11 protein-coding genes and 2 rRNA genes are annotated in these 13,967 nt (G+C 45.3%); all 13 read right to left on the bottom strand.

The window, feature by feature from the left end:
• Positions 1 to 51: 51 nt before the first annotated feature.
• The 13 genes from rsmI to ACNJYY_RS00160 all read right to left on the bottom strand — a co-directional run bounded on the left by rsmI (position 52) and on the right by ACNJYY_RS00160 (position 13,832).
• The gene (gene rsmI / locus ACNJYY_RS00220; protein WP_416730140.1) at positions 52 to 936 is read right to left on the bottom strand and encodes a 16S rRNA (cytidine(1402)-2'-O)-methyltransferase; all 885 of its coding nucleotides are present in this window, start codon (positions 934 to 936) and stop codon (positions 52 to 54) included.
• On the bottom strand, positions 908 to 1,198 hold the full coding sequence (locus tag ACNJYY_RS00215) for a GIY-YIG nuclease family protein (protein WP_191755374.1): 291 nt from the start codon (positions 1,196 to 1,198) through the stop codon (positions 908 to 910). Before ACNJYY_RS00215 ends, rsmI begins: the two co-directional genes overlap by 29 nt.
• Positions 1,188 to 1,937, bottom strand: a complete 750-nt coding sequence (locus ACNJYY_RS00210) for a tRNA1(Val) (adenine(37)-N6)-methyltransferase (protein ID WP_416730139.1) — start codon at positions 1,935 to 1,937, stop codon at positions 1,188 to 1,190. Before ACNJYY_RS00210 ends, ACNJYY_RS00215 begins: the two co-directional genes overlap by 11 nt.
• Positions 1,938 to 2,288: 351 nt before the next feature.
• Positions 2,289 to 2,642, bottom strand: coding sequence for a DNA replication initiation control protein YabA (gene yabA, locus ACNJYY_RS00205; protein ID WP_416730138.1), 354 nt, complete (start codon positions 2,640 to 2,642; stop codon positions 2,289 to 2,291).
• Between the two features lie 15 nt (positions 2,643 to 2,657).
• Entirely contained in the window at positions 2,658 to 3,488 is an 831-nt protein-coding gene (locus ACNJYY_RS00200) for a PSP1 domain-containing protein (RefSeq protein ID WP_144704786.1), read from the bottom strand.
• Between the two features lie 4 nt (positions 3,489 to 3,492).
• Positions 3,493 to 4,482 carry a DNA polymerase III subunit delta' gene (gene holB, locus ACNJYY_RS00195; protein ID WP_416730137.1) on the bottom strand — a complete coding sequence of 330 codons (990 nt, stop codon included), beginning with the start codon at positions 4,480 to 4,482 and terminating at the stop codon, positions 3,493 to 3,495.
• A 14-nt stretch (positions 4,483 to 4,496) separates the two neighbouring features.
• Positions 4,497 to 4,937: a YaaR family protein gene (locus ACNJYY_RS00190; RefSeq protein ID WP_416730136.1), complete on the bottom strand. Its 441-nt coding sequence runs from the start codon at positions 4,935 to 4,937 to the stop codon at positions 4,497 to 4,499.
• A gap of 19 nt (positions 4,938 to 4,956) precedes the next feature.
• Complete coding sequence (locus tag ACNJYY_RS00185) at positions 4,957 to 5,286, bottom strand: cyclic-di-AMP receptor (protein WP_066390471.1); 330 nt, start codon at positions 5,284 to 5,286, stop codon at positions 4,957 to 4,959.
• A gap of 15 nt (positions 5,287 to 5,301) precedes the next feature.
• The gene (gene tmk, locus ACNJYY_RS00180; RefSeq protein WP_416730135.1) at positions 5,302 to 5,946 is read right to left on the bottom strand and encodes a dTMP kinase; all 645 of its coding nucleotides are present in this window, start codon (positions 5,944 to 5,946) and stop codon (positions 5,302 to 5,304) included.
• Positions 5,947 to 5,958: 12 nt separating this feature from the next.
• Complete coding sequence (locus ACNJYY_RS00175; protein ID WP_416730134.1) at positions 5,959 to 7,383, bottom strand: aminotransferase class I/II-fold pyridoxal phosphate-dependent enzyme; 1,425 nt, start codon at positions 7,381 to 7,383, stop codon at positions 5,959 to 5,961.
• Between the two features lie 120 nt (positions 7,384 to 7,503).
• On the bottom strand, positions 7,504 to 7,698 hold the full coding sequence (locus ACNJYY_RS00170; RefSeq protein WP_066390463.1) for a sigma factor G inhibitor Gin: 195 nt from the start codon (positions 7,696 to 7,698) through the stop codon (positions 7,504 to 7,506).
• Between the two features lie 1,454 nt (positions 7,699 to 9,152).
• A 23S ribosomal RNA gene (locus ACNJYY_RS00165) occupies positions 9,153 to 12,090 on the bottom strand.
• Between the two features lie 191 nt (positions 12,091 to 12,281).
• Positions 12,282 to 13,832 (bottom strand): 16S ribosomal RNA (locus tag ACNJYY_RS00160).
• Together the 16S and 23S rRNA genes form the textbook arrangement of a ribosomal RNA operon.
• Positions 13,833 to 13,967 lie beyond the last annotated feature (135 nt).

Genomic DNA, 13,967 nt, shown 5'->3' with positions numbered 1-13,967 from the left:
TTGCTATTGTAAGCTCCGGACCTTTATTACCTTTTGTCAGAGAACTATAGCCTACAACTCATGATATTCTTGGTAGACTTCCCGCTTTGGTACGTTTCGGTCTACTGCTGCTAATTTTATGGCTTCTTTTGGTTTTTCGCCTTTTTCTACGTAATGCTCTACGTGATCTTTTACTGATAAAGGTTCCCACCATTGTTCTTGTTCTTCTGCCTCGAATTCTTTATTTCCATTACCTTCTACTACTAAACAGAACTCCCCGCGGATTTCTGTGTCTCCTTGGCTGAAGAACTCTGATACTTCTTGTAAGGTTCCGCGAGTGATCTCTTCGTATTTTTTGGTGAGTTCACGTACGACAGCGATGTTTCGATTTTCTAGTACGCCGCTCATGGCTTGAAGTGTTTCTTTGAGTCGGTGTGGTGCTTCGTAGAATATAAGCGTGGATGGAAATCGTTTCAGATTTTCAAGTTCCCGCTTTTTTTCTTTTTTTCCACGTGGTAAAAAACCATAAAAGGTAAACAATTCGGTATTGAGTCCTGATGCCACAAGGGCAGGCAGGGCCGCGTTCGCGCCTGGCAACGGGATAACGGGTATCTTTTCTTCTACGCACTGAACGACTAATTCATACCCCGGATCTGAAACACCCGGCATTCCCGCATCTGTAACAAGCGCAACCTGTTTTCCTTCTTTTAATTCTTCTAAAAGCTTCTTGCCACTCTGCTGTTTGTTATGATCATGATAACTTGTTAGAGGTGTGTTGATTTCAAAGTGGTTGCATAGTTTTTTTGTTTGTCTTGTATCTTCCGCCGCGATCACATCGGATTCTTTAAGAATACGAATCGCGCGATATGTCATATCTTCCAAGTTGCCGATCGGTGTTGGAACTAAGTACAGCATGCCGCTGTCTGTATCACTGCTGTAGCTCTTTTGCTGCCACATACGAAACACTTCCCTCTTTTATCATTCTTTCTTTTTGAGCACGGTTTAGCTTTTTTACAGCAAACTCCATACGCATCGCTTCTTGTTTGGTAGGAAAAGCCTGTTGAAAGACAAGCTTTAAAGGTCCTCTTCCCCTCGTATACTTGGCGCCTTTTCCTTCTTCATGCTTTTTAAACCGCTTTTCTAAATCATTCGTATACCCGGTATAATAACTTCCGTCCTTACATTCGAGGATATATAAAAAGTGCGTATTATTTTCCATCTTCGCCATAGAACATCCTTTTTAACTGTTCCGTGTATTGACCATCTTCCCCATACACTGTAACAGGAGGCAGAATGTGCAGATCCGGTTTACCGTTCTTCATTCCTTCTATTAAAAGCATGTTCGCTTCACTTCCTGCTTTCGGATAGATCAGCTGCAGTTTTTTCGGCTCAAGTTTATACTCTCTCATATAAGCTAAAATCTCCATAAGCCTGTTCGGCCGATGGACCATTGCGACTTTGCCGCCTTGTTTCACAAGCTGACTGCTCACACGGATAACATCTTCCAACGAACAGTGAATTTCGTGACGCGCGATAGCAAGGTGTTCGTTCTGGTTAAAATCTTCTTCATGTACAGATGCAAAGTACGGTGGATTACAAGTGAGAGCATCGAACGAACCATAGCCATATACAGAGGGAGCGTCTTTTATATCTGCTAAGTCCATCTGAACCTGTTCTTCTAGATGATTTAACGCTACACTCCTCGTTGCCATACTGTGCAATCTTTCCTGAATCTCTACTCCCGTAATCTTTGCTTTTGACCGCTTGCTTAACAAAAGAGCGACAGCACCATTACCGCTGCAGAGATCAATGATCTTACCCTTTTGAATCGGAACCCACGCGAAACGGCTTAATAACACAGCATCTAGTGAAAAAGAAAAAACAGAGGGACTTTGTATGATTTTTAAATCTTCATGTACTAAAAAATCAATCCGTTCATCTTGCATTAGATCACTCACAGTCTTCCCTCTCTTTCTTCTATATAATAGGTTGAGTTTTTATTGGTTTGATTGATTATATGGGGCAGTTTCGGAACCCGAAACTGGTCATATTAGTATACTTAGGTGGGTATTCAGCTCGTTCAATCCAGAAGTTTTTGGCCCAATCCAGAAGTTTCGGCCGTTTATCCACGAGATTTGGCTCTCAATCCAAAAGTTTTTGCTGTTTATCCACGAGTCTACAATCGTCGACAAATTCCGCAAGCTACTCCCTCTCGAATACCCCTGTATATATGTTTATCTTTCAGGGACTCGCCGCTTACCGCACAAACACTGCCATATAAAAAGAAGCCTTCCCATTTGGAAAGGCGTTTATTTCTTATTTAAAAATGAAAGACAAAACAAACAATCTCCCTCTGAACGTACACTGCCGTAATGAAGGTTGCAGATGTGGAATCCTTCTTGGTAGAGACGCGCCAGGTTATCATAACCTTCACCGATATCGGTTGGTTCTTTCTTGACTTTAGAGGCTACAGACTTTTTAACAGAACTCCGCTTTTGATCGGCATTCAGCTTGTTTCGCAGATTTTCATTTTCCATCACGAGATGGTGGTTTTCTTCAATTAGTGCAGCCAAATGAGTCTTGAAATCTTCCAGTTGCTTTGACAGCACCGTGATTTGCTCTTCCATCTGTACTACGCGGGAAAATATTGTTTTCTTTTCCACGAATTCCACCTCTTTTTACTCTGTGGCCTGACTGAATAATTCCTCTCTCTTACCAGCGAGCTCGTCCAAAGTAAACTCTGTCGTTCTTTCCATAGCTGGAATGTTTACTTGGATGACCTTCTCTAGCAAGTTCAAGCCGACAACGCGACCAACACCATGAGGGGTCATAATCTCTTCACCAACATCAGGCATTTCTTCTTTAGCTTCTTCATAATAGTCGTTCTCATACTTCAAACAACACATCAAACGGCCGCAAAGTCCTGAAATTTTCGCAGGATTTAAAGAAAGGTTCTGATCTTTTGCCATCTTGATTGAGACTGGCTCAAAATCTCCAAGGAATGTTGAACAGCAGAGCATTCGTCCACACGGACCAATTCCGCCCAGCATCTTTGCTTCATCCCTGACACCGATCTGCCTGAGTTCGATTCTAGTACGGAAGATTGAAGCCAGGTCTTTGACCAACTCCCGGAAATCGATTCTTCCGTCTGCTGTGAAATAAAAGATAATCTTGTTTCGATCAAACGTATATTCGACATCGACAAGCTTCATGTCCAGCTTATGTTCGATGATTTTTTCCTCACAACTTTGAAACGCTTCCTTAGCGGCTGCTTTATTTTCTTCTACAGACAAAATGTCTTTCTGTGTCGCGAGCCGAACGACCTTTTTTAAAGGAAGAACAACATCATTCTCCCCGACTAGTTTCTTATCGATAACTACCTTGCCATATTCTATTCCACGCGCTGTTTCCACAATGACGAACGCGTCTTTTTTCACTTCAAGGTCGCCGGGGTCGAAATAATATACTTTACCCGCTTTTTTAAAGCGGATTCCCACTACCTCATACAAGGTTTTATCCCTCCCGTAATCGTAAAACCAACTGCTCCATCACCATCAAGGGGCTGACGTTGCTCCTAAGTCTAGCTTGAGCAGTCAGTATCGCTTGCAGGGCTTCACCCGTCTTTTTTTGCGAAGTGTGAAGAGCCTGCTGCTCTAATGCTTGAAGCTGATCGAAAAACACAACGTTTTCCGAGTTTGATAAATGTATAGATAAAAGATCTCGATACCAGATCAAAAGTAAGTTTAATGCTAATCGTAACTGATCTTTTTCTTTAAAAAAACTTAAATACTGATCTTGCAGTACAACAAGACAGTAATCAGGCCGGAGCCTCAAGTCCTCCGTTAATTGTATCACTTTGGCTCTTGCTTGTGCAAACCACTCTTCCCTACAAATTTCGAGTGCTTCCGCATAATCTGATGTCAAAGAAGACGCTAACATAGCTACTGGTTTCGGTATATCGTCTTGTAGTAATTTTTCTAATATCCCTTGCGGGGGAAGGGGTGAGAAGGTTAATGTCTGTGCCCTCGAACGAATCGTATCGAGCAAACGATGAACCTGTTCTGTTAAAAGAAGAGCGATTGTATCGTTTCCCGGCTCTTCTAAAAACTTTAAGAGGCTGTTCGCCGCCTGAACGGTCATCTTATCGGCATGCTCGATGATGTATACCTTTTTCGATGACTCCATCCCGCTATAAGCAAACTCTTTTTGAAGTCCTCTTATCTGATCGATCTTAATGTTTTGGCCATCTGGCGTGATGATATGTACATCAGGGTGGTTACCAGATGTGATCCTCTTGCAGTTCGGACAGCTTTCACAAGGGTTTCCATCCTCACTGTTTCTGCAAAGAAACGTCTTAGCAAGAACCGTTGCAGTCGCCATCTTGCCAGTTCCATGAGCCCCTTCAAAAATATATGCATGAGCAAGGCGCTGTTTTCGTATACTGTTTTTTAATAATTTCACAACACGAGGCTGTGTTTTGCTGCACTCTTCCCAGCTCACCATACCTAACTCACCTACTACGTATATAAATTAACTAACAAACCTTTAATTTCTCCGATTCTATCAAGCAGAGTGATCGAATCTTTCTCTTGGCTGAGAACAGCTTCTGTCAGCTGAATCAGATGTTCATCTACTTCTTTTACGAGTTTAAGTGTGCGCGACCTGCCTTGCTCGTTCCAGCTTTTATTCTGTTTAAGCTGCATACCGAAATCAACGGCTTCTTTTACGAAGCGTTGAACCAAGTTCTTATACAATTGCAGATCTCGTACCGTTTGTGATTGAAGCAGTCTCTTGCCTTGATTCTCTATATCACCTAACAGTCTTGTTAACTGTTCGGAATGTAATTTCTCACTTTGTTTGGATACAGCTTCACCAAATGATAGAGATGGTTTTTTACCGGTCTTTCCATCGTTCTGCTTCGTATCCAGAATGGGTCTTATCTCTTGGCCAATTTTCATAATAACCCCTCAAATTTATTTAAAATTGCTGAAAGCTTTCAACGGGCAGAACAAATACAGTCGCGCCGCCTACTTCAACTTCAACCGGGTATGGCACATAAGCATCTGCATTGCCTCCCATCGGTGAAACAGGTGCCACCATCTGATTACGGCTCTTGCAGTTCTCCCGAATAATCTCCATAACATCATCGATTTGAGCATCTTCCACACCAATCATAAACGTTGTGTTCCCTGCTTTCAAAAATCCTCCTGTTGTCGCGAGTTTTGTAGCACGGTAATTTTTATCAACAAGCGCATCTTGCAGTCGGTTGCTGTCTTTATCTTGAACAACGGCTATAATCATTTTCATGGCAAATGCCCCTCTCTACTTTTTCTTATGATTCGATAAAAGTTGATCTAAATCCTTTACGATTTCTTCAAACACAGCATCAGGGCTCTGTTCACCATTAATTCGAACGATTCGATCAGCTTGTCTTGAAAAGATTTGAACAAATCCTTCTCTTACTCGTTCATGATATGAAAGGTCTTTCTGTTCGATTCTGTCTAAATTCTCTGTTCCATAGCGAGCTTTCATTCGTTCTTTTCCAACTTGCGGCGATACATCTACAAAATAACTGCGGTGGGGTACAAGTCCACTCGTTGCAATATTATTCACTTGCAGCACACGTTCCTCTCCCACACCAAGACCAAACCCTTGGTAGGCAAGGGACGCATCAACGAATCGATCACAGAGTACAACTTTTCCTTCTTCTAATGCCGGAATGATCTTTTCATGTACATGCTGTGCTCGCGATGCCGCGTAGAGTAGAACTTCTGTCAGATCATGCATTTCTTTATGCTCTGGATCTAACACAAGAGCTCGTATCTTATCGCTGATATTTGTCCCGCCTGGTTCACGCGTTTGGATAAAATCCACCTCGTGCCTTCGTAAATACTCAGCGACCTTTGCAATTTGTGTTGTTTTTCCTGACCCGTCCGGCCCTTCTAGTGTAATAAATAAACCTTTCACGATTAATGCCCCTTACCTATGATCAAAAACATATATCAAATGGTCCTCGGTTATTCCTTGAAACCGAGCACCTTTCTTTTTTAAGGAAGAATACTCATCTATATGTTTCGAAGTAATTTGTTCTCCTTTAGCGACGAGCGGAATTCCAGGAGGATAAGGAATAACAGCTTCTGCTGCTATCTTCCCCTCTGAATCCATCATCGACTGAGGTTTTGCTTGTAAACCTCTCATTTCTCTATACGATAGTGATAACCTGCTCACTTGTAAAACGTGTGTAAGAGATTGTGCTGTTCGTTGCCTCTCATTATAACAAGTAAGTTGTTCGGCTACTTTTTTAAGGACCTTTTTTAAATCCTTCGTATCGTTCAACGGACCGAGCGGCAATACGAACAAGACATTTCGGTCATCTGCTAACTCTGTAAAAAGCCCTTCTTTTTCAAACAGCTCCTGAAGCTCATACCCTGATAATTCCCTATCAGACTGAACGGTAATCTTTAATGGATCAATCTCATACCGATCTGGAGCTTTCATTACGGTGAGATGAGGAAGTGAATCTATATACTTTCTCATATCTTCACATTGAGACAAGATACGATCGATCTCATCGTTGCCCAAATTTTCAAGGTATAGTCGGCTCAGATCAAGTGAAGCCATGATCAGATAGGATGGGGAGCTTGACTGTACTAACTGCAGAGCATGCTTTAGGCGATGAATATCTACTCGTTCGCTGTTCACATGTAAATAAGCGCCCATCGTTAGAGCCGGTAGAGTCTTATGCGCAGATTGCACAACCATGTCTGCCCCTTTATGTATCGAGCTGATCGGCATATCCTTTAATCCGAAATGTGCTCCATGGGCTTCATCAACTAAGACAACACCACCAATACTATGAATAAAATCAGCGATTGCTTGAATATCTTGCTGCATTCCATAGTACGTAGGGTTAGTCAGTATAATCCCTTTTACATTCGAATGATTCTCAACCGCTTGTTTGATGGTGTATAGATCCACACCTAATGGATATCCGCCCTCTTCATCCATTTCGGTATGAAGAAAAACCGGAGTAACACCAGCCAACTCTAATCCATTCAAAACAGATTTATGACAATTACGTTGTACGAGTACAATATCATCATCGTTAAATGATGAAAGGATCATGGCATGATTACCACAAGTGCTTCCATTTACTAAAAAAAAGCTTTGCTTCACTCTGTAGTGATCAGCCAAAAGCTGCTGTGATTCTAATATCACACCTTCTGGTTGATGCAGGTCATCTAGTCCTGAAAGCTCTGTAACATCTAACGGTAATACAGATTGAAAATGGACTCTAGCCCTCTCTTCAAAAATATATCCATTCTTATGTCCCGGCACATGAAATGACCATTTATTTGTACGACTATGATTGATTAACGCTTCATATAGCGGTGCTTGTTTCATTACAAAAATCCTTTGTTTTTTAAACGTATTTTGCTTCTATTACTATCTTTATTCTATCACAGATTTCCATCCTACGAATTTACAGCAACAAAAAAACAGGCTGTTGAATAGCCTGTTTTCTTAGGAAGACGCGTTTACTAACTTTAATTTTCTTAGTTGGGATAAATAATGTTTATAATATTCGTCATTGGTTTTTGCAGTTAGGATTTTATGTTCACATTCTTGGCAAATAAACTGATGAAGAATGTGTAACCCTCGATCTTTCTTTTCTTCACATACCATACAAATTTCCCCGTACTGTCGTGTCGCTTTCATTCTTCCACCTCCATAATTGCCATTGTTGCCAGATTAATTTATTCATATACGTTAATTCAGATTATTTTGGATACTCTATAAAATGTATGAATCTCTAGGCTTTGTTGTGTCTGTCTTCATTTAATTCATGAAAATAAACCAAGTTCGCGTCTTCATGGTCCATAATCCCCGCTGTAACTGGGTTTAAAACCAGTTGATGTGCTGGATAGGCAAATTAGTTGCATTTTTGGATGAATTGAGGGTTTTGGTGGTTTTTGTGGAGTTAAAGTGTGGAGTGATACTAAAGGAGAGGAATTAAATTTGTCGAAAATCGGATAAAAATTTTTATCTACGGAATTATGATGGAGTTTTACGGATATATTCAGGATTACCTCGTATAAACAGAAGATTACCTCGTAATTGTGTGGTGCTGGGTTGATGGGAGAGCTGAGTTTGTGGTTTTGGAGGGTAGATCAAGGGTGTTTTTGTGGGGTTTTGGTTTGGGTGTTGGGTGATCGAGCTGCTTGAGGAGCTTTTGGGATGGATTTTTGGAGGTTTTGCTGAAGAATATCGCGTGTCGGAAGATGGCTGTGGCCATCTTCTTCCGATTTTGAGGGTTTTGAGTGGGTGTGAAGTGTTTTGGCCGGCGTACTGCAAATACCACACTGGGTATCTCCGTGGGCTAATTAAGTCGGAATGAACAAAATTAAGCCGTAAGAAGAATGAATTAAGTCGGAACGAGACTCAATTAAGTCAAAAATCAAAAATAAAGGCATTTCGCTAAATCTCGACAACCGCTCCCTGCCCGATCCAAGCTCTATACCCCGAGCCTTCATCACCCATTATCAGAAGTTTGGCAGCCGCCAAACCACCTTTTTCTTCTTTTATATGTTTTTTGAGATTTAGACTTCAAAATATCTTGTTCTTGTTCTCCTTTGAACGTTGATTGGAGTGGAAGATGCGAGACTCCTACGGGACAGGCGGGCAGTCCTAAATGTGAAAGTGGCTCGTTCAGCCCCGACAAGCAAAAGGTGAATAGACAAGGAAGGTGTTCTTTACCTTCATGGTCTATTCACCTTTTGACCTCGAGGGGCTAGCCACTGCAACTAGACAGGTGAGACACTTAAAAGTGAAACGTCCGAATGTGGCTCACCGCCTGCCCCGTGGAAAGCGAGCAGCCTGCAACGGAAATCAACCCTTTCAAAAACAACAAAGTTTATACAAACAGTCTTGTAAACACAAAAAAAGAAGATGGATTCTCATCCATCTTCCTCATTGCCTAGCGACGTCCTACTCTAACAGGGGCGGGTGTGACCTCTTTGCCATCATCACTAGACCTAACCATGACTTTCACCATGATTCTAAATTGTAGAGAGTATGTTCTCTCAAAACTAGATACGACGTTTCCAAACCCCCAACTACCATCGGCGCTAAAGAGCTTAACTTCCGTGTTCGGTATGAACGTTATGCTTTTTAAGGATAAGCCCTCGACCGATTAGTATCTGTCAGCTCCACGTGTCACCACGCTTCCACACCAGACCTATCAACCTCATCATCTCTAAGGGGTCTTACTCACTTGCGTGATGGGAAATCTCATCTTGAGGGGGGCTTCATGCTTAGATGCTTTCAGCACTTATCCCGTCCACACGTAGCTACCCAGCTATGCCCCTGGCGGAACAACTGGTACACCAGCGGTGTGTCCATCCCGGTCCTCTCGTACTAAGGACAGCTCCTCTCAAATTTCCTGCGCCCGCGACGGATAGGGACCGAACTGTCTCACGACGTTCTGAACCCAGCTCGCGTACCGCTTTAATGGGCGAACAGCCCAACCCTTGGGACCTACTTCAGCCCCAGGATGCGATGAGCCGACATCGAGGTGCCAAACCTCCCCGTCGATGTGGACTCTTGGGGGAGATAAGCCTGTTATCCCCAGGGTAGCTTTTATCCGTTGAGCGATGGCCCTTCCATGCGGAACCACCGGATCACTAAGCCCGACTTTCGTCCCTGCTCGACTTGTAGGTCTCGCAGTCAAGCTCCCTTGTGCCTTTACACTCTGCGAATGATTTCCAACCATTCTGAGGGAACCTTTGGGCGCCTCCGTTACTGTTTAGGAGGCGACCGCCCCAGTCAAACTGCCCACCTGACACTGTCTCCGAACCGGATTACGGTCCAAGGTTAGAATTTCAATACAGCCAGGGTAGTATCCCACCGACGCCTCCACCGAAGCTGGCGCTCCGGCTTCTCAGGCTCCTACCTATCCTGTACAAGCTGTACCAAAATCCAATATCAAGTTGCAGTAAAGCTCCATGGGGTCTTTCCGTCCTGTCGCGGGTAACCTGCATCTTCACAGGTACTATAATTTCACCGGGTCTCTCGTTGAGACAGTATCCAAGTCGTTACACCTTTCGTGCGGGTCGGAACTTACCCGACAAGGAATTTCGCTACCTTAGGACCGTTATAGTTACGGCCGCCGTTTACTGGGGCTTCAATTCAGAGCTTCTCCCAAAAGGGATAACCCCTCCTCTTAACCTTCCAGCACCGGGCAGGTGTCAGCCCCTATACTTCACCTTGCGGTTTCGCAGAGACCTGTGTTTTTGCTAAACAGTCGCTTGGATCTATTCACTGCGGCTCTCTCGGGCGATAAACCCTATCAGAGCACCCCTTCTCCCGAAGTTACGGGGTCATTTTGCCGAGTTCCTTAACGAGAGTTCTCCCGATCATCTTAGGATTCTCTCCTCGCCTACCTGTGTCGGTTTGCGGTACGGGCACCTCTTTCCTCACTAGAGGCTTTTCTTGGCAGTGTAGGATCAGGGACTTCGGTACTAAAATTTCCCTCGCCATCACAGCTCAGCCTTCACGTTGGGCGGATTTGCCTACCCAACAGCCTAACTGCTTAGACGCACTATTCCATCAGTGCGCTCACCCTACCTTACTGCGTCCCCCCATTGTTCAAACGGAAAGGAGGTGGTACAGGAATATCAACCTGTTATCCATCGCCTACGCTTTTCAGCCTCGGCTTAGGCCCCGACTAACCCTGAGCGGACGAGCCTTCCTCAGGAAACCTTAGGCTTTCGATGGACAAGATTCTCACTTGTCTTTCGCTACTCATACCGGCATTCTCACTTCAAAGCGCTCCACCAGTCCTTCCGGTCTGACTTCGCTGCACTTCGAACGCTCCCCTACCCCTGTACCATACGGTACAAGCCATAGCTTCGGTGATACGTTTAGCCCCGTTACATTTTCGGCGCAGAGTCACTCGACCAGTGAGCTATTACGCACTCTTTAAATGGTGGCTGCTTCTAAGCCAACATCCTGGTTGTCTGGGCAACTCCACATCCTTTGCCACTTAACGTATACTTTGGGACCTTAGCTGATGGTCTGGGCTGTTTCCCTTTTGACTACGGATCTTATCACTCGCAGTCTGACTCCCGCGGATAATTCTCTGGCATTCGGAGTTTGACTGAATTCGGTAACCCTGTGGGGGCCCCTAGTCCAATCAGTGCTCTACCTCCAGGAATCTTGCCGCGAGGCTAGCCCTAAAGCTATTTCGGGGAGAACCAGCTATCTCCGTGTTCGATTGGCATTTCACCCCTACCCACACCTCATCCCCGCACTTTTCAACGTGCGTGGGTTCGGGCCTCCATTCAGTGTTACCTGAACTTCACCCTGGACATGGGTAGATCACACGGTTTCGGGTCTACGACCACGTACTATGTCGCCCTATTCAGACTCGCTTTCGCTGCGGCTCCGTCTTATCAACTTAACCTTGCACGGGATCGTAACTCGCCGGTTCATTCTACAAAAGGCACGCCGTCACCCGTTAATGGGCTCCGACTACTTGTAGGCACACGGTTTCAGGATCTGTTTCACTCCCCTTCCGGGGTGCTTTTCACCTTTCCCTCACGGTACTGGTTCACTATCGGTCACTAGGGAGTATTTAGCCTTGGGAGATGGTCCTCCCGGATTCCGACGGGGTTTCACGTGTCCCGCCGTACTCAGGATCCACTCAGGAGGGAACGAAGTTTCAGCTACAGGGCTGTTACCTTCTTCGGCTGGCCTTTCCAGACCACTTCACCTACTTCGTTCCTTTGTAACTCCGTATAGAGTGTCCTACAACCCCAGAGAGCAAGCTCTCTGGTTTGGGCTGATTCCGTTTCGCTCGCCGCTACTCAGGAAATCGCATTTGCTTTCTCTTCCTCCGGGTACTTAGATGTTTCAGTTCCCCGGGTCTGCCTTCTCATACCCTATGTATTCAGATATGGATACCATCCCATTACGGATGGTGGGTTCCCCCATTCGGAAATCCCCGGATCAATGCTTACTTACAGCTCCCCGAGGCATATCGGTGTTCGTCCCGTCCTTCTTCGGCTCCTAGTGCCAAGGCATCCACCGTGCGCCCTTTCTAGCTTAACCTTATATGATGTTTGCACATCAAAGATTCTTGCTTGGCGCAGATTAGATAAATCTATCTGCCTTGCATATTGTTTGGATGTCGATATCTAGTTTTCAAAGAACATGTTTTGAGAGTTAGTTCTCTCAAAACTGAACAAAAGAAGAATAGGCGTACTTACGAAACACTCGAAGGTGTTTCATAATCTCCATAGAAAGGAGGTGATCCAGCCGCACCTTCCGATACGGCTACCTTGTTACGACTTCACCCCAATCATCTGTCCCACCTTCGGCGGCTGGCTCCCAAAAGGGTTACCCCACCGACTTCGGGTGTTACAAACTCTCGTGGTGTGACGGGCGGTGTGTACAAGGCCCGGGAACGTATTCACCGCGGCATGCTGATCCGCGATTACTAGCAATTCCGGCTTCATGTAGGCGAGTTGCAGCCTACAATCCGAACTGAGAATGACTTTTTGGGATTGGCTTGGCCTCGCGGCTTCGCAACCCTTTGTATCATCCATTGTAGCACGTGTGTAGCCCAGGTCATAAGGGGCATGATGATTTGACGTCGTCCCCACCTTCCTCCGGTTTGTCACCGGCAGTCACCTTAGAGTGCCCAACTGAATGCTGGCAACTAAGGTCAAGGGTTGCGCTCGTTGCGGGACTTAACCCAACATCTCACGACACGAGCTGACGACAACCATGCACCACCTGTCACTTTGTCCCCCGAAGGGGAAAGCTCTATCTCTAGAGTGGTCAAAGGATGTCAAGACCTGGTAAGGTTCTTCGCGTTGCTTCGAATTAAACCACATGCTCCACTGCTTGTGCGGGCCCCCGTCAATTCCTTTGAGTTTCAACCTTGCGGTCGTACTCCCCAGGCGGAGTGCTTAATGTGTTAACTTCAGCACTGAGGGTGGAACCCCCCAACACCTAGCACTCATCGTTTACGGCGTGGACTACCAGGGTATCTAATCCTGTTTGCTCCCCACGCTTTCGCGCCTCAGCGTCAGTTACAGGCCAAAAAGCCGCCTTCGCCACTGGTGTTCCTCCACATCTCTACGCATTTCACCGCTACACGTGGAATTCCACTTTTCTCTCCTGCACTCAAGTCTCCCAGTTTCCAATGACCCTCCACGGTTGAGCCGTGGGCTTTCACATCAGACTTAAGAGACCGCCTGCGCGCGCTTTACGCCCAATAATTCCGGATAACGCTTGCCACCTACGTATTACCGCGGCTGCTGGCACGTAGTTAGCCGTGGCTTTCTGGTTAGGTACCGTCAAGGTACGAGCAGTTACTCTCGTACTTGTTCTTCTCTAACAACAGAGCTTTACGACCCGAAGGCCTTCATCGCTCACGCGGCGTTGCTCGGTCAGGCTTTCGCCCATTGCCGAAGATTCCCTACTGCTGCCTCCCGTAGGAGTCTGGGCCGTGTCTCAGTCCCAGTGTGGCCGATCACCCTCTCAGGTCGGCTACGCATCGTCGCCTTGGTGAGCCGTTACCTCACCAACTAGCTAATGCGCCGCGGGCTCATCTGTAAGTGTCAGCGAGAGGCCGACTTTCAAAAAGAAGAAATGCTTCTTCTCTTATTATCCGGTATTAGCCCCGGTTTCCCGGAGTTATCCCCGTCTTACAGGCAGATTACCCACGTGTTACTCACCCGTCCGCCGCTAAATCAGAGGAGCAAGCTCCTCATCATTCGCTCGACTTGCATGTATTAGGCACGCCGCCAGCGTTCATCCTGAGCCAGGATCAAACTCTCCATAAAAGTGTTTGTCTTGCTCGATTTTAAAACTGACGGAATTAATTCTTAATTCCTTACCTATTTCTTTTGTTCAGTTTTCAAAGAACTGTGTGTTTCGTGTGTCGCTCGTTTTAGCGACTTTATTAGGATAACATCTTT

This window comes from Fictibacillus tiangongensis (genome assembly GCF_048083785.1).
Taxonomy (GTDB): Bacteria; Bacillota; Bacilli; order Bacillales; family Fictibacillaceae; genus Fictibacillus.
Note: the sequence above shows the minus strand (reverse complement) of the source record. Positions and strands in the feature narration are given on the sequence as shown.

Bases quoted from the DNA above. Each gene is read 5' to 3' on its own strand.
- ACNJYY_RS00215 (WP_191755374.1), bottom strand. From the start codon at position 1,198: ATGGAAAATAATACGCACTTTTTATATATCCTCGAATGTAAGGACGGA.
- ACNJYY_RS00175 (WP_416730134.1), bottom strand. From the start codon at position 7,383: ATGAAACAAGCACCGCTATATGAAGCGTTAATCAATCATAGTCGTACA.
- holB (WP_416730137.1), bottom strand. From the start codon at position 4,482: ATGGTGAGCTGGGAAGAGTGCAGCAAAACACAGCCTCGTGTTGTGAAA.
- rsmI (WP_416730140.1), bottom strand. From the start codon at position 936: ATGTGGCAGCAAAAGAGCTACAGCAGTGATACAGACAGCGGCATGCTG.
- ACNJYY_RS00185 (WP_066390471.1), bottom strand. From the start codon at position 5,286: ATGAAAATGATTATAGCCGTTGTTCAAGATAAAGACAGCAACCGACTG.
- ACNJYY_RS00170 (WP_066390463.1), bottom strand. From the start codon at position 7,698: ATGAAAGCGACACGACAGTACGGGGAAATTTGTATGGTATGTGAAGAA.
- ACNJYY_RS00190 (WP_416730136.1), bottom strand. From the start codon at position 4,937: ATGAAAATTGGCCAAGAGATAAGACCCATTCTGGATACGAAGCAGAAC.